General features: G+C 74.1%; 16 protein-coding genes. 4 read left to right on the plus strand and 12 right to left on the minus strand.

Annotated elements, in window-relative coordinates; translation table 11 throughout:
* Positions 1 to 500: 500 nt before the first annotated feature.
* Positions 501 to 1586 (minus strand): S1 family peptidase, encoded by a 1086-nt coding sequence (locus tag ACYVPE_RS29330; protein WP_461036762.1) that lies wholly within the window; start codon positions 1584 to 1586, stop codon positions 501 to 503.
* Between the two features lie 712 nt (positions 1587 to 2298).
* Positions 2299 to 3219, minus strand: a complete 921-nt coding sequence (locus tag ACYVPE_RS29335; protein WP_461036763.1) for a S1 family peptidase — start codon at positions 3217 to 3219, stop codon at positions 2299 to 2301.
* A gap of 369 nt (positions 3220 to 3588) precedes the next feature.
* Between ACYVPE_RS29335 and ACYVPE_RS29340 the strand changes: the two genes are divergently transcribed.
* Entirely contained in the window at positions 3589 to 4035 is a 447-nt protein-coding gene (locus ACYVPE_RS29340) for a cell division protein SepF (RefSeq protein ID WP_461036764.1), read from the plus strand.
* Between the two features lie 68 nt (positions 4036 to 4103).
* Here ACYVPE_RS29340 and ACYVPE_RS29345 read toward each other — a convergent pair whose 3' ends face one another.
* Complete coding sequence (locus ACYVPE_RS29345; RefSeq protein ID WP_461036785.1) at positions 4104 to 5303, minus strand: acyl-CoA dehydrogenase family protein; 1200 nt, start codon at positions 5301 to 5303, stop codon at positions 4104 to 4106.
* Positions 5304 to 5316: 13 nt separating this feature from the next.
* Positions 5317 to 6912: an MFS transporter gene (locus ACYVPE_RS29350; RefSeq protein ID WP_461036765.1), complete on the minus strand. Its 1596-nt coding sequence runs from the start codon at positions 6910 to 6912 to the stop codon at positions 5317 to 5319.
* A 458-nt stretch (positions 6913 to 7370) separates the two neighbouring features.
* Between ACYVPE_RS29350 and ACYVPE_RS29355 the strand changes: the two genes are divergently transcribed.
* Positions 7371 to 8273 carry a phosphatase PAP2 family protein gene (locus ACYVPE_RS29355; RefSeq protein ID WP_461036766.1) on the plus strand — a complete coding sequence of 301 codons (903 nt, stop codon included), beginning with the start codon at positions 7371 to 7373 and terminating at the stop codon, positions 8271 to 8273.
* A 1-nt stretch (position 8274) separates the two neighbouring features.
* On the opposite strand, the gene ACYVPE_RS29360 is transcribed toward ACYVPE_RS29355, so the two are convergent.
* Positions 8275 to 8490: an I78 family peptidase inhibitor gene (locus ACYVPE_RS29360; protein WP_461036767.1), complete on the minus strand. Its 216-nt coding sequence runs from the start codon at positions 8488 to 8490 to the stop codon at positions 8275 to 8277.
* 427 nt (positions 8491 to 8917) lie between these two features.
* Here ACYVPE_RS29360 and ACYVPE_RS29365 point away from each other — a divergent pair, with 427 nt between their 5' ends.
* Positions 8918 to 9718: a hypothetical protein gene (locus tag ACYVPE_RS29365; RefSeq protein WP_461036768.1), complete on the plus strand. Its 801-nt coding sequence runs from the start codon at positions 8918 to 8920 to the stop codon at positions 9716 to 9718.
* Positions 9719 to 11263: 1545 nt separating this feature from the next.
* The gene (locus ACYVPE_RS29370; RefSeq protein WP_461036769.1) at positions 11264 to 11542 is read left to right on the plus strand and encodes a hypothetical protein; all 279 of its coding nucleotides are present in this window, start codon (positions 11264 to 11266) and stop codon (positions 11540 to 11542) included.
* A gap of 17 nt (positions 11543 to 11559) precedes the next feature.
* Here the strand turns inward: ACYVPE_RS29370 and der are convergent, their stop codons facing one another.
* The 7 genes from der to ACYVPE_RS29405 form a co-directional block, all read right to left on the minus strand.
* Complete coding sequence (der, locus tag ACYVPE_RS29375) at positions 11560 to 13026, minus strand: ribosome biogenesis GTPase Der (RefSeq protein WP_461036770.1); 1467 nt, start codon at positions 13024 to 13026, stop codon at positions 11560 to 11562.
* A 115-nt stretch (positions 13027 to 13141) separates the two neighbouring features.
* The gene (locus ACYVPE_RS29380; RefSeq protein ID WP_461036786.1) at positions 13142 to 13729 is read right to left on the minus strand and encodes a lysophospholipid acyltransferase family protein; all 588 of its coding nucleotides are present in this window, start codon (positions 13727 to 13729) and stop codon (positions 13142 to 13144) included.
* Positions 13730 to 13782: 53 nt separating this feature from the next.
* Complete coding sequence (cmk, locus tag ACYVPE_RS29385) at positions 13783 to 14466, minus strand: (d)CMP kinase (protein ID WP_461036771.1); 684 nt, start codon at positions 14464 to 14466, stop codon at positions 13783 to 13785.
* Between the two features lie 168 nt (positions 14467 to 14634).
* Positions 14635 to 15720, minus strand: a complete 1086-nt coding sequence (locus ACYVPE_RS29390) for a prephenate dehydrogenase (protein ID WP_461036772.1) — start codon at positions 15718 to 15720, stop codon at positions 14635 to 14637.
* A gap of 65 nt (positions 15721 to 15785) precedes the next feature.
* The gene (locus ACYVPE_RS29395; RefSeq protein ID WP_461036773.1) at positions 15786 to 16760 is read right to left on the minus strand and encodes a pseudouridine synthase; all 975 of its coding nucleotides are present in this window, start codon (positions 16758 to 16760) and stop codon (positions 15786 to 15788) included.
* Positions 16760 to 17461 carry an SMC-Scp complex subunit ScpB gene (scpB, locus tag ACYVPE_RS29400; protein ID WP_461036774.1) on the minus strand — a complete coding sequence of 234 codons (702 nt, stop codon included), beginning with the start codon at positions 17459 to 17461 and terminating at the stop codon, positions 16760 to 16762. The genes ACYVPE_RS29395 and scpB overlap by 1 nt, the downstream gene beginning before the upstream one ends.
* Positions 17458 to 18804: a segregation and condensation protein A gene (locus tag ACYVPE_RS29405; protein ID WP_461036775.1), complete on the minus strand. Its 1347-nt coding sequence runs from the start codon at positions 18802 to 18804 to the stop codon at positions 17458 to 17460. Before ACYVPE_RS29405 ends, scpB begins: the two co-directional genes overlap by 4 nt.
* Positions 18805 to 19207 lie beyond the last annotated feature (403 nt).

Here is a 19207-nt window from a genome sequence, read left to right on the forward strand (position 1 = left end):
GGGGCACCTCCGGCGCGGCCCGGCCGGCGGCCGGGCGCGCAGCGCCCGCCCGGCGCCGGGGGCGACACCCGAGCGTGGTCCGGCCGAGTCGGACACGCTCGTCCGACCGCCCACCGGCGCGGGCGCCATTGGCCGGTAGGGCCGGAACCGCCCTACCGAGTCGAGCGTGCAGCGCCTTCCCGGCCCGGCCTCCGGCCATCGGCCGGGCCCGGCTCCGGTGGGCCAGCCGTGGGCCCCGTCGGAGCGCTGTGGCGTCCGGCCGTCGGCCGGCCGGGACCGGCGCGGAGCGCCCACGGCCTGGGGCACCGACAGATCAGGGCCCGGCGCCGACGGACCGGTGCGCCAGCACTGAGCGCCCGCGCGCCGGCCAGGCGCAACGCGTCTGGCCGGCGCCGCTCGTGCCCCGACCGCCACCACAGGTCCGCCCGCTCACCCGCCCCGCTCGGGGCGGGTGAGCGGGCGGACCAACCTGCGGCAGCCCACCGGCCGGCCGCGCAGCGTCACGGCAGGGTCGCCCCCACCTCCGCGAGCGCGTCCGTCACCGGGTAGAAGAACGTCGTGCCGCCCGCGGTGCAGTCGCCGCTGCCGCCCGAGGTGAGGCCGACCGCCTCGGCGCCGGCGAACAGCGCGCCGCCGCTGTCGCCGGGCTCGGCGCAGACCGTGGTCTGGATGGTGCCCTCGACGACGCCCTGCGGGTAGCTCACCGAGACGTCCACGGCGGTGACGACGCCGTCGTGCAGGCCGGTGGTGCTGCCGCTGCGCTGCACCTCCTGGCCGACCACGGCCTCGGCGGCGCCGGTGATCTCCTGGGCCGTGCCGTCGTAGAGGTTGACCTCGCTCGGGCCGTCGACCTGGCCCTCGTACTCCACGAGCGCGAAGTCGGAGCCGGGGAACACGCTCTGGCTCATGGTCCCGACGGTCGCCCCGCCGGCGGCGTCCGACCAGGTGCTGCCGACCTCGCCGCAGTGCCCGGCCGTGAGGAAGCCCGGCGTGCCGGCGGAGGTCGTCACGTTGAAGCCGAGCGAGCAGCGGGCCCCTGAGGAGAAGATGGCGTCGCCGCCGGCGACGAAGGGCTCGAACTGGCCGGCGACCGTCTCGAACGTCGCGGCGTCGCCGAGCCCGGCGACCGAGTCCTCGACCACGGCCAACGCGTCGCCCTGGACCGTCTCGTCGACGGTGACCCTGACGGAGTTGGTCACCGGGTCGACCGTCCAGGCGGTGCCCGGCACGGCGAACTCGGAGACCTCGGACCGCACGTCGGCCAGCTCGGCGAGCGAGTAGCGGGCCATCCTGGCTGCGGCGCCCGAGTCCTCGACGGCCGCCCTGGCCGACTCGTCCACCACGTTCACCACCAGGGTGCCGGCGTCCGCGTCGTAGTACGAGCCGGCGACGGCCTCGTCGAGCTGTCCGGTGAGGTGGGCGGCGAGTTCGCCCGCCTGAAGGGACGTCAGCACGTTGGGGATGACCTCGTCCGGTGCGGTGGGGGTCGCGTTCGCCTGTGCGACAGCGAACGTTCCGGCTGCGAGGGCGACGATGCCGGCGGCGGCTGCCATGAGGCGACGGTTGGACGTACGTCGGTGTGTCACGCTCTTTTCCTCCTGTGGGGGTTGGAGCACTCTGCTCCGGAGAGAGGGCACAGACCTGGCCACCCCGTAGGGGTCGAACCGTCCATGCCAAGCGGTGCTGGCGAGTATTCCCAGCCCCCGCCGAACGGCGCAAGGCCCAGATCTTGCCCCGACCATACGATCACACCGGCATGCGTAATGCGCGTAAACCATCCGCAACACTCCGCGCTTTGCCGCCCGGGACCCACAGCACTCCCCCTACCGGGGACGGCTCGTACGCACGGACGTAGCGGCCCCGCGCCCGGACGTGACGAACATATGAGGACTAGACCTGTCTGAAAATCGACCCCCCTGGCTCCACATCGTCCCGGGATGTTGATATTTCGAGCCACGCACGCGTGAGATGGGCCACACGAGAGCCGCACGAGGGCCGCCCGCCGCGCCGCAGCGGCCAACACCCCGGCGGCACGGCCGGGTTGCGGGAAGCCGGCCGGAACACGGCCGGGGGAAGGCCGTGGAGCGGCGGGAGGGGGGAACCCCGCGGGCCGGAGGGCCGAGCGCCGGGCGGGAGGGGTGGAGGCGGCCGGGGAGCCCCCCAACGGGCCCATGCGGAACCGGGACGGCCCCACCACGGCGGCGGCGCCGACCGGGCCAGGACAGCAGACTGCCCCCGCCCGGCGAGGCCGGACGGGGGCAGTCGGTGCGCGCCGGCGGTCACCCGCCGGCGCCCGGGTCACCCGATGGACGCGCCGTAGGCGTTCAGGGCCTCGACGACCGGCTGGAAGTACGTCGTACCCCCGGAGGAGCAGTTGCCGCTGCCGCCCGAGGTCAGGCCGATGGCGGTGTTGCCCGAGAACAGCGGGCCACCGCTGTCGCCGGGCTCGGCGCACACGTTGGTCCGGATCAGACCGGACACGATGTCGCCGCCGCCGTAGTTGACGGTGTAGTTGAGACCGGTGACGGAGCCGCCGCGCAGGCCGGTGGTGGAGCCGCTGCGCTGCACGGACAGGCCGTTGGTGGCGTTGGCCGCGCCGGTGATGGCCCGCGTGGTCCCGTTGTACAGGTTGACCGAGCTCGGCCGGGGCAGCGAGGTGTTGCTGACCCGGATGATGCCGTAGTCGTTGCCCGGGAAGCTGCTGCCGGCGGTCGCGCCGATCGAGGTGGACAGGCCCGAGTTGGTGTACCAGCCCGGATTGCCGTCGGTGCAGTGCCCGGCGGTCAGGGCGTAGGCCGTCCCGCCGATGTTGACGTTGAAGCCAAGCGAGCAGCGCCAACCGAGGGAGGCGTAGATGGCGTCGCCGCCGGCGATGTAGCTCTGGAGGGCGCCCTCCGTGCGCTCCACGGAGATGGCGCTGCCGAGCGTGCCGGCGGCCTGCCTGATCTCGGCGATCTCGGCGCCGGTGACGGTCTCGTCGGCGGTGACGACAACGCGGTTCGTCGCCTTGTCGACCGTCCACGCCGTGCCGGCCACGTCGGCGTCGAGCACCGCGTTGCTCGCCGCGGTCAGCTGGGCCGCGCTGAAGGTGGAGACGGGTTCGGCCTGGGCCGCGTTCGGCAGAGCGAAGGCGGCGGCGGCCAGCAGACCCGACGACGCGGCGATCAGCCGGATGCGACGGGACGTGCCTCTGTGGGGGTTCGTGCGCTTCAAACTCACTTGTTCTTCCTCCAGTAAGGAATCCGGGGCCCGTTGGGTAGACGGACCCGTGAGGCGTGGCCAGGAGCCGGCTGTGGGGCATGCCCCTGACAAGCGCTGCCCGAAGTCTTCTCACAGCCGGCCTCGTTGAAAAGAACGCGTTTCGGCCAGCCCGGACTCACCTGCCTCACCCGTTCGGCGCAGCGGAATGCCTTACGCTGCGTCAGCGGGCGGATACTTCCTCCGTGTCGCTGACGGACCGCGCCGAATGCACCAGAACCGTCACGAAACCCGATTAGCTTGGGTATCCCCTTGGCGCATTGTCAGCATCATGGACCACGATAGGAATGCGGATGAGTACAGGGCCGCGAGAGGAGAAAGGAGGAGTCCATGGGATCGGTGCGGAGGGCGAGTGCCTGGCTGGGCCTCGTCGATGACAGCGAGATGCGTTACTACGACGACGACGAGTACGCCGAGGGTCCGGAGCCCGGCGACAACGCGGGGCCGTGGACCACCGACCCGCGGGTCCGGGTTGCGGCGGAGGTCGCACACGACCAGGGCGGTCGCATCGCGATGATCACCCCGGACGGCTTCCGGGACGCTCGTCGCATCGGTGAACTCTTCCGTGACGGCATTCCGGTCTTGATCAACCTGACGGTGCTCGACTCGGCCGACGCCAAGCGCGTCGTGGACTTCGCCGCCGGCCTCATCTTCGGGCTCCGCGGCTCGATCGAGCGGGTGGCCACCCGGGTCTTCCTGCTGACGCCCGCGGAGTACGAGGTCGTCAGCAACGAACGCCACGGAACCTCCGACAACGGCTTCTTCAACCAGAGTTGACACTCCCCCCGCCCGGCCCCCGTGGCCGGGCGGCGGTGCGCCGGCGCCACGCCCCGGCGCGGCGGGCCTCAGCGGAACGCGTCGAGGCCGGTCAGCGCCTTGCCGATGACCAGCTGGTGCATCTCGCTCGTGCCCTCGTAGGTCAGCACCGACTCCAGGTTGGCCATGTGCCGCAGCACCGGGTACTCCATGGAGATCCCGTTCGCCCCCAGGACGGTGCGGGCCGTGCGGCAGATCTCCAGCGCCTCGCGCACGTTGTTCAGCTTGCCGAAACTCACCTGCTCGGGCCGCAGTCGGCCGGCGTCGAGTCGGCGGCCCAGGTGCAGGGCGAGCAGCAGGCCCTTGTGCAGCTCGACCGCCATGTCGGCCAACTTGGCCTGGGTGAGCTGGAAACCGCCGATCGGCCGGCCGAACTGCTCGCGGACCCCGGCGTACTCGAGGGCCGTCTCCAGGCAGCTGCGGGCCGCGCCGAGCGCGCCCCAGGTGATCCCGTAGCGGGCGTGGCTCAGGGCGCCCAGCGGGGCGCGGAGGCCGCGTGCCTCAGGCAACACCGCGTCGGCCGGCAACCGCACGGCGTCCAGCACCAGTTCGCTGGTCACGGAGGCCCGCAGCGAGCCCTTGTGGCGGATCGGGGTGGCGGTGAAGCCGGGCAGCCCGGCCTCCACCAGGAAACCCCGGACCCCCTCCTCCGTCCTGGCCCAGACGACCGCCACGCCGGCCAGTGAACCGTTGGTGATCCACATCTTGCGGCCGGTCAACAGCCAGTCACCGCCGTCCCGTTCGGCGCGGGTCCGCATCCCGGCCGGATCAGAACCGTGGTCGGGCTCGGTCAGCGCGAAACAGCCGATGGTCTCGCCACTGGCCATGGCCGGCAGCCAGCGGCGGCGCTGCTCCTCCGAGCCGTAGCGGTGGATGGCGTACATCGCCAGCGAGCCCTGCACGGAGACCAGCGAGCGGATCCCGGAGTCGGCGGCCTCCAACTCCAGGCAGACAAGCCCGTACTGGACGGCCGACGCGCCGGCGCAGCCGTACCCCGTCAGGGACATGCCGAGGGCGCCGAGCGCGCCGAGCTCCCTGGCGAGCTCGCGGATCCCGGGCACCTCGCCGCGCTCGTACCACTCGGCGATGTGCGGCAGCACACGCTCCCGCGCCCACCGGCGGACGGTGGCGCGGACGGCCAGGTCGTCCTCGTCGAGGAGTTCGTCGACGCCCAGGGGATCCCGCGGATCGAACGGGGGCGGGTCGAGGGGTGGCGGGGTGTCAGCGATCACCGCGCCGACGTTACGGGCGGGTAACCCCGGTGGGCAAGAGCGACCGCCCATCCGGCTCCCGCTGTGGCGCCGGCACCTCGGCGGTCGCGTACAGCCGGCGCGGCAGCCGGCAGGCGGCCAGGGCACCGAGCAGCAGCAGCGCCGCGCTGGCCACCAGGGTCAGCCGCATGCCGTGCACGAACGCCTCGCGGGCCGCGTCCCGCACCGCCTCGCCCCGGGCACCGCCGAGCCGGTCGGCCACGGTGTACGCCTCGCCGAGCGAGTGCCCCGCCGCCTCGGCGTCCGCCGTGCTCACCCCGGAGAGGCCGCGGACCGCGGGCCCGTACATGGCGTTCATCAGGCTGCCGAGCAGCGCGATGCCGATGCCGGCGCCGAACTGGTAGGCGGTCTCGCCGACGGCCGCGGCGCCGCCCGCCTGGGCGGCCGGCACGTCGCTGAGCATCGACTCGTACGCCGCGAACAGCGTGGTCTCCAGGCCGAAGCCGAGCATCACGAAGCCGAGGGTCATCAGGATCGGGCGGTCCTCCTCGCCGAGGCCGACGAGCTGCGCCACGGCGAGCGCGGTCAGCCAGAAGCCGAGCACCACCATCAGCCGCGGGCCGAGCCGCCGCAGCAGCCAGGATCCCGCGAGGCCGGCGGCGACGGCCGCCAGGCTCATCGGCAGCAGCCGCAGCCCGGCGTCCAACGGCGAGAGCCCGAGCACCAGTTGCAGGTACTGGGCGGCGACGAGCGCGAGGCCGACCAGGGCGAGCACGGTGAGCACGATGCAGCCGACCGAGGTGCCGAAGGCCGGCCTGGCGAACGCGGCCAGGTCGATCAGCGGGTGGCTGGCCCGGCGCTGCCGGCGGGTGAAGAAGGCGAGCAGCGCGACGCCGGCCACCGCGGCCAGCGCGGTGCCTGGCGTGAACAGGTCGCCGGTGCCGATCCGCTTGAGCGCGAGGATCAACGAGAAGAGGCCGGTGGCCGCCGTCAGGGCGCCGACCACGTCCCAGGGCCCCGAGCGGTCGCCCGACGACTCGGGCAGCAGCAGCCTGGCGACCGGCAGACAGACCGCCATCAGCGGGATGTTGACGAGGAAGACCGAACCCCACCAGAAGTGTTCGAGCAGCAGCCCGCCCACCAGCGGTCCCAGGGCGGCGCCCACCGCGGCCACCGCGCTCCAGATCCCGATCGCCAGCGCCCGCTCCCTGCGGTCGGGGAAGACGTGGCGCAGGATGGACAGCGTCGCCGGCATGATCATGGCACCGCCGACGCCGAGCAGCACCCGGGCGCCGATCAGCACCCCGGCGCTCGGCGCGTAGGCGGCGGCGAAGGAGGCGACGCCGAAGCAGGCGTAGCCGGCGAGCAGCACCCGGCGCCGGCCCACCCGGTCGCCGAGGGTGCCGAAGAGGATCAGCAGCGAGGCGCAGACGAGCGGGTAGGCGTCGACGATCCACAGCAGCTCGACGCCGTCGGGCCGCAGCCGCTCGCTGACGGCCGGCACCGCGACGTGCAGCACCGTGGCGTCGACCGCCACCACGAGCAGGCTGACGCAGAGCACGACCAGGACGAGCCAGCGACGGACGTCGTCGTCCCGAGCGGCTTCGGGCAGGGGCGTCGCGGGCATCAACGCACCTCCGTGTCGCGCGTGACATCCACTCACCACCGCGGGGGAATCCCGGTGGCGCGAGGCACCGGGCACGGTGGAGAGGGCAGGACGGTGAGACAGCGTACGACAGGCTCGCGTGGACGATCGAACGCGCCCGGCCGGGCGACCGAACCCCGAAGGTCCGCGCCGCCGTTCACCTGAGGGCGCCGCGAATACCGCTCGGCGGGCCGCGAAGAAACGATGAGCCGACCACGTCGAAAATATCCGGGGCGTCAATTCCCAACGCCCGCGCATTCGACGAAGCGAATGATCCTTGGCGGGTGAAAAGGCTGGCGGCACATCACATCGCCATTACGAAGACCGGGGCGGGCAGGAAGCCTGCTATCACGGGCTGTAATCTTGAAAAAGTGCGTACCGACCGACTCCTAGCCCGCCTCGAACAGGAGCCACAGCCGCCCAGCATGCCGGTTCCCGAGATGAGCCGCACGCGTGCGGCGCTCCTGTGGGCCACGCTGGGCTTCTACGTGGCCATCGTGGCGGCGGTGCTCACCACGTCCTGGCTCGTCCGCCTCGACTGGCAGGTGATGCTCTTCAGGCCGTACAAGCAGTGGCCCGAGCTGCACGCCTTCCTCGACTACTTCGTGGTGCTCGGTCAGCGTGGGCCCACGGCGGCCCTGGTCGCCGCCTGGCTCGGCTGGCGCTCGTGGCGGCAGCGCACGCTGCGGCCCCTGCTGGTGATGGCCTGCTCGCTGCTGCTGCTGAACGTCACGGTCGGCGCCGCCAAGCTGGGCATGGGCCGCGAAGGACCGCACTACGCGACGGTCATGGGCTCGAACGAGATGTTCCTGACCGGCGATATATTTCCGTCGGGACACACCGCCAACGCGGTCGTGACCTGGGGGATCCTGGCCTATCTGGCCACCACCCCGCGCGCGCGGCGCAGCCTTTCGGTGATCGCGGCCTTCTGCGCGCTCGGCGTCGGCGCCACCACCGTCTACCTGGGCACCCACTGGGTCAGCGACGTGCTGCTCGGCTGGGCGGCCGGGCTGCTGATCCTGCTGGCGCTGCCGTGGTGCGAGCCGCTGATCAACCGGGTGGACACCCTGCTGCTCGCCGTGCGGGACCGGGTGTTCGGCGTCGCGGGCGCCTTCGGCTCAGGCCTGCCGCCCCGCCGGCTCGAACCGACACCGCTGCCGGTGCCGGCCGCGGTCGTGGTGTCGGGCGACGAGCCGCTGACGCACGGCGACCCGGTTCCCGGCGTGGCCGCGCGGGCCGGCACGGCGCCGCGCCCCGCGAAGTTCAGGCCGCGGATCCCGAGCCGGGCGCACCCTGGCGGCCGCCCCGACCACCCGCCGGCCAGGGCCCTCGGCAGCCGCTGAGTCAGCCCTTCCAGCAGCGCACGACCCGGCCGTCGCGCACGGCGAGGTTGAGGCGGCCCGCCATGAACTCCATGGTGACGATCGCGTCCGGCGGGAGCGTGCGCACCGTGGACCAGCCGCGCCCCCTGGCCTGCCGCTCGGCGGCGTCGGCCGCGAGGCCCACGTACTCCTCGGGCCGGTCGTCGGGGGTCTGGGGCTGCTGGGGTAGAGGTGACATGCGGCCCACCGTACGACCTGGCGGCGGCCGCCGACACCCCCGAAGGTCAGGGCCGGATCCGGGAACTGTCACGCTTGTGTCACAGCGCCCGCCCGCGCGACCTGTTCGGCGTAACGGGCCTCTCGCGTAATTGGCGACACCGAACGGACCCCACCGAATTTCCGTTCGCCATTCGCCGGCGAGGTTTTCCGCGGCCGCTTTCCGGAGCCGCAGGACCGATTACACGCGCACAGAAAATTCACCATCGCGGTGAACGACGGTGAACTCCAGCGATTGTCATGGCTTTGGCACTTCACCTCCGCCGGGACGATTGCCCTTCCCCCGGGCGTGACCCCCACGCCGCTCCCGCCGTTGTGCACGGGGCACCTGACGCCCCAGGGCGCTCAGGGCCGTCCACTACTTCCGCAGCCCGAACTGAGGAGCGACCGTGTCCCCCTTGCTCGACGTCAGCGACGACGTACGCGCCGAGATCGGCGACGAAGAAGCCGAACGGCTGCTGGCCGGCGACAACGCGCCGAGCAGCTACGACTGCACCTCCTGCCGCACCCCTGGCAACTCGGAGCAGGAGCGCACCAGCACGGTGCTGTTCGTCGCCGAGGAGACGGCGGTGCTCGCCTTCGCCCACGCCTCCTGCATCCCCTCCCAGGTGGTCTCCGTCTCCGAGGAGCAGCTGAAGGGCGCCGTGAAGTCCATCACCGGCGAGAGCCCGAGCCAGCCGACCCCCGCGGCGGACGGCGAGGTGCGGCCGGCGCCCGGGCAGGCGGTGCTCGGCGTCACCTGTGGCCAGATCCTCGTCGGCGACGAACTACACGCCGCGATCGTGGTCGAGCCGACCGGCCCGATCGCCCGCCCCGGCACCGACGGTCCGGGCGACGACTTCCTGCCGCTGCTGATCGAGGCCGGCTTCATGCCGGTCACCGACCTCACCGAACAGCCGGCGACGCTGCCGGGCTGGTCGGTGCTGCTGGCGATGGGCCAGCTGCACGCGGTCCTCCAGGGCCAGCAGGGCGGCGGCCAGCCGGTCGCCTGGTGGCAGGCCCACCAGCCGCTCACCGTCACGGACGGCTGGCGCGCCTGCGCCAACCAGCGGCAGACGGTGGTCGTCTTCGCGGCCCCCTCGGGCGCGATCGGCCAGCAACCGCGGGAGGACATGCTGCGCGACGCGCTGGAGAAGGCCGCCGCCGGCGGCCTCCTGGTCGCGGCGACGATGCCGCTCGCCGGCACGTAGGCCTGGCCGGCCGGGCTTTTGCGGACCGGCCGTCCGGGGTGTGGGGGGCGGCCAGGCCGCCCCCACGCCCCCTCCGGGCCGACTTCCCGGGGGCCACGGCCCCCAGAACCCCAGGAGCGCCTGCGGCGCAGGCCCACGGACCACGGGGCGGCCCGCCCGGCCGCGAGGAGCGGGGCCTAGGCCCCGCTCCCGGGCCGCGAAGCGACGCATCCGCCGGAGGACACGGGGCGCCCTACCGGGCCCCGTCCCGGGGCGCCTGCGGTGCGAGCACCCCGGCCGGAGCGCGGGGCACGCGGTGCGACCGACACCGGCCCGGGAGCGCCTACGGCGCGGCCCTCGGGCTGCGAAGCGGAGCGGCGATGGACGCGGGGCGCCCCACCGGGGCCGCAAAGCGGCGCAGCCGCCGGAGGAACGGGGCGCCCCACCGGATCCCGTACCGGGGCACTTGGCGTGCGCGAAGCGGCCCGGCCGGAGGCCGCGGGGCACCCCACCCGGGCCATGAAGCAGCGCAGCTGGCTCCAGGCCCGGAGCGCCCGGCTCGACCGGCCCAGGCCGCGGGGCGCCCCCACCGGGACCGCGAAGCGGCAATGGACGCGGGGCGTCCCACCGGGGCGGCGAGGCGACGCAGCCTGCTCCGCCTGCGGAACGCCCCTCGGGCCGCAGAGCGGCGCGGAGGGCCCCCGGCCGGGAGGGCCTGCGGCGCAAGCTCCGCGCCCACGCTGCGGCACGACGGAACACACGCCCGGGTGGGCACGGCCGCCGGCGGCTGTGCCCCCAGGCCGCGAAGCGGCGCGGAGCGCGCCCCACCGGGCCAGGGCGCTTGCGGTGCGAGCGCCACCGCCGGAGCACGTGGGCACAGTGCACGCGCCCCGCCGGGGCCGCGAAACGGCGCGCAGCCGGCTCCAGGCCCGGAGCGCAGAACGGCGCGGGCCGCCCCATCGGGCCAGGACACCCGCGGTGTCGGCTCCACGGCACGGGGCACGCGCCCTGCGGAGCCGCGAAGCGGCGCAGGCTCCGCACCCACGCGGCGGCACCACGGAACACGCCCCCTGGCGGCCGCAGTCCACCGGCCGCGAAGCGGCGCGGAGCGCCGCCCCACCGGCGCCCGGACGGGCTACCTGCGGTGCGGGCACATGGCCGCACCGCCGCCGCGAAGCGGCGCGGCCGCCGGCGGCGCGGGGCCACCACACCGGGCGGGGCACCTACGGTGCGAGCGCCACGGCCACAGCGCGTGGCGCGGGCCCGGACGACCAGCCGGCGCGGAGCGCCCCACCGGGCCCCGGACCGGAGCGCCTGCGGCGCAGGCTCCGCGGCCGGTGGGTGCCGGCGGCCGTGGCCTGCGGGCCACGGGCCATCGGCCGCGAAGCGGCATCGCATCGCGGCGGCCGGACCACCATCGGTGGCCTTCGAGCCGGGCCCCGGCAGGCGCACCCCGCAGGTGTGCCCGGTTGGACCGCATCCGGTGGGTGGGTCGCTCGTTGGAGGGGCGTGCACACTTATGAAGCCTCGCGTCCGCAGCACGCTCGTCCCGCGCCGATTCCGGGGATGCGTTCGGCCTACGACCAGCCGCCGGGCGGCTCGGCTACCCCGATCTACGACTCCCTGTGCGCCGAATACCGCCGGCTCTTCCGGGCGTTGCCCGGCGACCGCACCGGCGAGGAGGAGCTGCGGTTCGTGGGGTTCAGCAGGATCCGCCCCATCCACGGCGCGGGGGCCGGCGGTTGGCGCGACTACGGGCGGCACCACGAACTCGCGCCGCCCGTCTACGGGTATGTGCCCGTCGTGCATCCGACTCCGGCGGCGCTGCCGCCCGGGAGTCTGTAACCGGCGGGCCCTTCGGCCTACTTCTTCCGGCCCCGCTTCTCCCGCACTCGCACGGAGATGTGCACCGGCGTGCCCTCGAAGCCGAACTCCTCGCGGAGCCGTCGCTCGATGAAGCGGCGGTAGCCGGCCTCGAGGAAGCCAGAGGCGAACAGGACGAACCGGGGCGGCCTGGTGCCGGCCTGGGTGCCGAACAGGATTCGCGGCTGCTTGCCGCCCCGCACCGGGTGCGGGTTCGAGGCGACGAGTTCGCCGAGGAACGCGTTGAGCTTGCCCGTCGGCACCCGGCTCTCCCAGCCGGCCAGCGCCGTCTCGATGCCGGGCACCAGCTTCTCCATGTGCCGGCCGGTGCGCGCCGAGACGTTGACCCGGGGGGCCCACTGCACCTGCACCAGGTCCTGCTCGATCTCCCGCTCCAGGTAGAAGCGGCGCTCGTCGTCCAGCTGGTCCCACTTGTTGTAGGCGATCACCAGCGCCCGCCCGGCCTCCACGGCCATGGTGATGATGCGGGTGTCCTGGACGCTGATCGGCTCGGTGACGTCGATCAGCACGACGGCCACCTCGGCCTTCTCGAGGGCCGCGGCCGTCCGCAGCGAGGCGTAGTAGTCGACGCCGTCCTGCACTCGCCGCCTGATGCCGGCCGTGTCGACGAAGCGCCAGGTCTGGCCGCCGAGTTCGATCAGCTCGTCCACCGGGTCCCTGGTGGTGCCGGCGAGTTCGTCGACGACCACCCGCTCCTCCCCCGCCACCTTGTTCAGCAGGGAGGACTTGCCGACGTTGGGCCGGCCGATCAGGGCCACCCGGCGCGGCCCGCCCAGGGCGGTGCCGAAGGTCTGGAGGGGTGCCTCGGGCATCACGCGAAGCACCGCGTCCAGCATGTCGCCGGTGCCGCGGCCGTGCAGCGCGGAGACCGGGTAGGGCTCGCCGATGCCGAGGTTCCACAGGTAGGCGGCCTCGGCCTCCTGCGAGGGGCCGTCCACCTTGTTGGCGCACAGCACCACCGGCTTGCCCGAGCGGCGCAGCAGCTTGACCACGGCGTCGTCGGTGTCGGTGGCGCCGACCTTGGCGTCCACCACCATCACGACGGCGTCGGCCGCGTCGATGGCGAACTCGGCCTGGGCGGCCACCGAGGCGTGGATGCCGAGGACGTCCTGCTCCCAGCCGCCGGTGTCGACGACCTTGAAGCGGCGGCCGGCCCACTCGGCCTCGTAGCTGACCCGGTCCCTGGTGACGCCGGGCTTGTCCTCGACGACGGCCTCGCGGCGGCCGATGATCCGGTTCACCAGTGTCGACTTGCCGACGTTCGGCCGGCCGACGACGGCGAGCACCGGCAGCGGCCCGCTGCCGGCCGCGGCGAGCTCGCTGGCGATCTCGTCGGCCTCGAAGCCCTCACCGGTGGCGAGCTCCATGAACTCCGCGTACTCGGCGTCGCCGAGCGCACCGTGCCGGTCCGCGTCCGCGGCGCCTGGGTGGTTCTGGTCGGTCATGGAGTCTGTACCTCGTGGAGTGTCGTCGTTCGCCGCGGGGGGCGGCGGTTCGGGACCGGGTGGGGCGCGCGGGACCGGCGCCCATCACACCAGTGTCGCTCAGGTGCCGGGCGCCCTAGCGGCCGGTGAGCCGTCGGGCTTCCTTGAGGTGCGCCGCCAGGCGCTCCTGTATGGCGAGGGTGGCCTCGTCGAGTGCGGCCCTGGTGCGGCGGCCGCCGGCCTGGGCCGGCGTGAACGGGTCGCCGTAGACGACGTCGATCCGCCGGCGCAGTGGCGGGAACGCCGGGATCAGCCGGCTGCGGTCCTCGTTGCTGCCGAGCACCGCCACCGGCACGATCGGCGCGGCGGAGCGCAGCGCGAAGTAGGCGAGGCCGGCCCGCATCGCGGTGAAGTCGCCCTCGCCGCGGGTGCCTTCGGGGAAGATGCCGAGCGCCTCGCCGCCCTCGAGGACGGCCAGCGCCTCGCCGACGGCCGCCCGGTCGGCGCCGTCCCGATCCACCTTCAGCTGGCCGACGGAGCGCAGGAAGGAGGCGACCGGGCCGACGAACGCCTCCTTCTTCACCAGGAAGCGCACCGGCCGCGGCGAGGTGGCCATGATCATCCCGCCGTCGAGGTTGTGGGCGTGGTTGCCGGCCAGGATGATCGGGCCGGCCGCCGGCACCCGCCAGGTGCCGAGGGCGCGGGGCCGCCAGCCGCCGTACATGAGGCCGATGGCGATGCGGCGGCCGACCGCCGGGCCCCGGGCGCCGGTGTCGCTCACCGCCGCCTGCGCTCCTCGATCAGGGTGACCACGCACTCGACGACCTGCTCCAGGGTCAGGTCCGAGGTGTCGACCTCGATCGCGTCGGCCGCCTTGGCCAGCGGGGACGCCTTGCGCGCCGAGTCGGCGGCGTCCCGCTTGAGCAGCGCCTCCCTGGTGGCCTTGAGGCCGGCCGCGTCCTTGCCCTTCAGCTCGGCGCTGCGGCGGGCGGCCCTGACCTCGGGCGAGGCGGTGAGGAAGATCTTGACGTCGGCGTCGGGCAGCACGGTGGTGCCGATGTCGCGGCCCTCGGCCACCAGGCCGCTCGGCGCGGCGGCGGCGATGGACCGCTGCAGCTCGGTGATCACCGAGCGCACCTCGGGCACCGCGCTGACGGCGCTGACGGCGGCGCTGACCTCCTGGGTCCTGATGGGCCCGGCGACGTCCTCGCCGTCCACGGTGATGGTGGGGCCCTGCGGGTCGGTGCCGGAGACGATGGCCGGCTCGGTCGCCGCGGCGGCCACCTTGGCCGGGTCGGCGACGTCGACGCCGTGGCTGAGCATCCACCAGGTCATGGCACGGTACTGCGCGCCGGTGTCCAGGAAGCCGAGGCCGAGTCGGGTGGCGACGGCCTTGGAGGTGCTGGACTTGCCCGTGCCGGCTGGGCCATCGATGGCGACGATGACGGGGGTTGCAGTCACGGCGGTGCGCACCTTTCTGGAGCGGGCTGAGGGCGGTCCCCGGTGCGGCGGAGCGCGAGGGGAGAGCGGGGGGCGGCGGTCCGAGGCGTTCCCACAGCGCGATACCCCCGGTGGAGAAGGGTACCGGCACGCCGCGGGTGCCCGTCACGCGCCCATGGCGGGACGGGGTCAGCCGCGGATCGACCAGCCGCGCTCGCGCAGCGCCGCGATCAGCACCGGGGCGGCCTCCGGCACCACGGTCAGCTCGACCAGGCCGGCCTGCTGGCCGGTCGCGTGCTCGATCCTGACGTCCTCGACGTTGACGCCGGCCCGGCCGGCGTCGGCGAAGATCCGGGCCAGCTCACCTGGACGGTCGCTGATGTGGACGGCCACCGACTCGTACACGGCGGGCGCGGTGCCGTGCTTGCCAGGCACCCGCTCCCGGCCGGCGTTGCCGCGCCGCAGCACGGCCTCGACGCCGGCGGCGCCGGCGGACCGCTTGGCCTCGTCGGCCGACTCCAGGGCGCGCAGGGCGCGGACGGTCTCGTCCAGGTCGGTGGCGACCTCGGCGAGCACGTCGGCCACCGGACCCGGGTTGGCGGAGAGGATGTCGAGCCACATCCGCGGCTCGGAGGCGGCGATCCTGGTGACGTCCCTGATGCCCTGCCCGCAGAGCCGGACGGTGGTCTCCTCGGCGCTCTCCAGGCGGGCGGCGACCAGGCTGGACACGAGTTGCGGGGTGTGCGAGACGAGTGCGACGGCCCGGTCGTGCGCGTCGGCGTCCATCACCACGGGCACCGCGCGGCAGAGCGAGGCCAGTTCGAGCGCCAGGTTCAGGACCTCGGTCTCGGTCCGGGGGGTGGGGGTGAGCACCCAGGGCCGGCCCTCGAAGAGGTCGGCCGAGGCGGCGAGCGGCCCGGAGCGCTCCTTGCCGGCCATCGGGTGGGTGCCGAGGTAGCTGCGCGGGTCGCCGCCGAGCGCCAGCAGCTCCCTGGCCGGGCCGCCCTTGACGCTGCCGACGTCCACGTAGGCGCGGGCGGCGCCGCGCCGCTGGAGCTCGGCCAGCGCGGGGGCGATGCGCGCCGGGGGGACGGCGACGACGGCCAGCTCCACCTGGCCCTCGGGCGGTCCTTCGGTGCCGGCGCCGAGCGCGGCCGCCGTCCGCGGCTGGTCCGGGTCCTGGTCGGCGAGGTACACGCGCACGCCGCGGGCGGTGAGCGCCAGGCCGATGGAGGTGCCGATCAGGCCGGTGCCGATGACGAGGGCGGTGCGCATCCCCCCAGCGTATGCCCCCTTCGGGAGGCACCGCGCCCCGGAATCCCGCCGCTGCCCCGCGCCGGCTAGAGGCCGACTTCCTTCATCAGCCGGCCGACCTCGGTGTTGGTCATCCGGCGCAGCCAGCCGGACTTCTGGTCGCCGAGCACGATGGGCCCGAAGCCGGTGCGGACCAGCTTGTCGACCGGGAAACCGGACTCGGCGAGCATGCGGCGCACGATGTGCTTGCGGCCCTCGTGGAGCGAGACCTCGACCAGGTAGTTCTTGCCGGTGTTCTCGACGACGCGGAAGTTGTCGGCCTTGGCGTAGCCGTCCTCCAGCTGGATGCCGGACTTCAGCCGCTTGCCCAGGTCGCGCGGGATGGGCCCCTGGATGGCGGCCAGGTAGGTCTTGACCACGCCGTAGCGGGGGTGGGTGAGCCGGTGGGCGAGCTCGCCGTGGTTGGTGAGCAGGATCAGGCCCTCGGTCTCGGTGTCGAGGCGCCCGACGTGGAAGAGCCGGGTCTCGCGGTTCTGCACGTAGTCGCCGAGGCACTGGCGGCCGTCCGGGTCCTCCATGGAGGAGACGACGCCGGCCGGCTTGTTCAGCGCGAAGAACAGGTGGGACTGGGTGGCGACGGTCAGCCCGTCGACCTTGATCTCGTCCCGGTCCGGGTCGACGCGGCGGCCCTGGGAGCGCACGACGCTGCCGTTGACCTCGACCCTGCCCTGCTCGATCAGCTCCTCGCAGGCCCGCCGGGAGCCGAGCCCGGCGCGGGCGAGCACCTTCTGCAGCCGCTCGCCCTCGACGTCGCCGAAGGTCTTGGGCAGCTTCACCGCCGGCTTGTTGTGCCGCTCGCGGTTGCGCTCCTCGAGCATCGCGTCGTACTCGCGGGACCTGGCCGGGGCCGTCCGCTTCTTCTTGGGAGCGCCGCCGGGGCCGCCGCCCTGGCCGTAACGACGCTCCTCGGGGCGCGGGCGCCCCGAGCTCTGTCGCCGGTCGTCGCGGCTGTTGCCCGCGCCCCGGTAGTTCCGGTTGCTGTTACTGCCGCTGCTTCGCATCAGTGATCCGTCGGGAAGTCGGTGGGAGCGCGGCCGGTTGGCATGGGGCCGGTGTCGTCCGCGTCTACGTCTACGTCCAAGCTGAACGACGCGGCCTCCTGGCTCTCCCCCTCGACCTGTTCGGCCTCGGGGAGGAAGGGCGCGAGCTCCGGCAGTTCGTCCAGGCCGCGCAGCCCCATCCGCTCCAGGAAGTAGTGCGTCGTCACATACAGGATCGCACCTGTTTCGGGTTCGGTGCCCGCCTCGGCCAGCAGACCGCGTTGGAGCAGGGTACGCATGACGCCGTCGCAGTTCACTCCGCGGATGGCGGAGACCCGGGATCGACTGACCGGCTGCCGGTAGGCGACGACGGCCAGCGTCTCCAGTGCGGCCTGGGTCAGCCTGGCGTGCTGGCCGTCGAGCACGAAGCGTTCGACGGCCTCGGCGTACTCGGGCCTGGTGTAGAAGCGCCAACCGCCGGCGACGACGCGCAGCTCGAAGCCGCGGCCCTGGGTGAGGTACTCGTCGGCCAGCTCGCGCAGCGCGGCGGCGACGGCGCGACGCGGGTGGCCGAGGACCTTGGCGAGGTGCTCCTCGGTGGCGGGCTCGTCGACGACCATCAGCACGGCCTCCAGGGCCGGCTTCAGCGCGAGCCCCGGCTCGGCCGGCTCCTGGTCCTCGTCGCCGGTCGTGGTGACCGTCGTCCCCTGGTCCTGGCTCATGCTCGTTCCTCCTTCGCCGGCGGCGCGGACTCCTGGTCGAACTCGTCGGTCACCAACGGACGGTCGGGCTCGCCGCCGCTCCAGGAGACCAGCAGCGTGCCGAGTGCCTCGTCCTGGTCGAGGGTGACGGCCCGCTCCCGGTAGAGCTCCAGGAGGGCGAGAAAGCGGGCCACGACGGTGAGGGTGTCGGGGGCGTCCGCCGCCAGGTCGCCGAAGCTGGCGCGACCGAGCTCGCGCAGCCTGGTGATCACCACCTCGGCCTGCTCGCGGACGCTGACCAGCGGGGCGTGGATGTGGTCGACGTAGACCTGTGGCTTGGGCTTGGGCTGCATGGCCTTGACCGCGAGCCTGGCGAAGCCTTCCGGGCCGATGCTGATCACGACGTCGGGCAGCAGCTCGGCGTGGTGCGGTTCGAGCCCGACGGTGCGGGGGTGCCGGAGCGCCTCGGCGGCGAGCCGCTCCTGGAAGATGTCGGCGACGCGCTTGAAGGCGCGGTACTGGAGCAGCCGGGCGAAGAGCAGGTCCCGGGCCTCGAGCAGCGCGAGGTCCGCCTCGTCCTCGACCTCGGCGGTCGGCAGCAGCCGGGCGGCCTTGAGGTCGAGGAGGGTGGCGGCGACGACGAGGAACTCGGTGGTCTGGTCGAGGTCCCAGTCCGGGCCCATGGCCCGGATGTGGGCCATGAAGTCGTCGGTGACACGGGAGAGCGCGACCTCGGTGACGTCGAGCTTGTGCCGCGAGATGAGTTGCAGCAGGAGGTCGAACGGCCCCTCGAAGTTCTTCAGCACGACCTTGAACCGCCGGTCGTCCCCCTCCGACTCCCCCCCACCGGCCGCCTGCGGCGGGGCGGGAGCCGGGCCCGGGGCCTCCGGCCCTTCACCAGCCGGGCTGTCACCGACCAGGGCGGCCCCGCCAGCCTCCGACCCGGGACGCCGGCCGGGGTCCGCCACATCCACCGGCCCAACGGGCCCTGCGGCTTCGCCGGGGTCCGCCATGGCAGGCGGCTCAGGCGGAGCCGGGCCCGGGGCCTCCGGCCCAGAGGGCCCACCGGGCACCGGCACCCCCAGGCCGGCACGGCCAGACTCCGCGATGCCGCCGGCCGACTCCGCGGCCCCCGCGCCTGCGGCCTCCGCTCGGGACGGCCCTCTGGGGACGGCCGCTACGCCATGCTCCGCTACGGTCGAGAGCTCCGGCGGAGCCGGGCCCGGGGCCTCCGGCCCGGAAGGCCCACCGGGCACCGGCACATCCACCGGCCCAAGGGGCCGGTCAATCACGCCCGCGCGGCCAACCGCCGCGACGCCGCCGGCCGGCCCCGAGGGGCCGGCGGCCACGTCGGGGTCCGCCATGGCAGGGGCATGGGACTCCGGCCCAGGAGGTCCGCCGGGCTCCGGCACATCCACCGGCCCAACGGGGCCATCGGTGACGTCGGCACGGCCAGGCTGCGCGATGCCGGCCGGCCCTGAGGGGCCGGCGGCCACGTCGGGGGCGGCCACGGCAGGGGGCGCTCCCAGGCCGGCACGGCCAGGCTCCACGCCGTCGGGCGACTCGGCGGCCTCAGCCGCAGCCGTGCCGGTGGTTGCGTCGGGGTCCTTTGGGTCCGGCTCGTCGGTGGGGGCGGGTGTCGGCCACGACAGGGCGCGGCGGGCGCCGGGATCAGGGGGTGGGTCGGTGGGGAGGGGCGATTCCTCCGGCGCCGGCGCCGGCGGCGGCGCCGCGGGCGGCCCGGCCGTGCCTGGGCCCTGGCCCAGC

Source organism: Streptomyces mayteni (genome assembly GCF_054783955.1).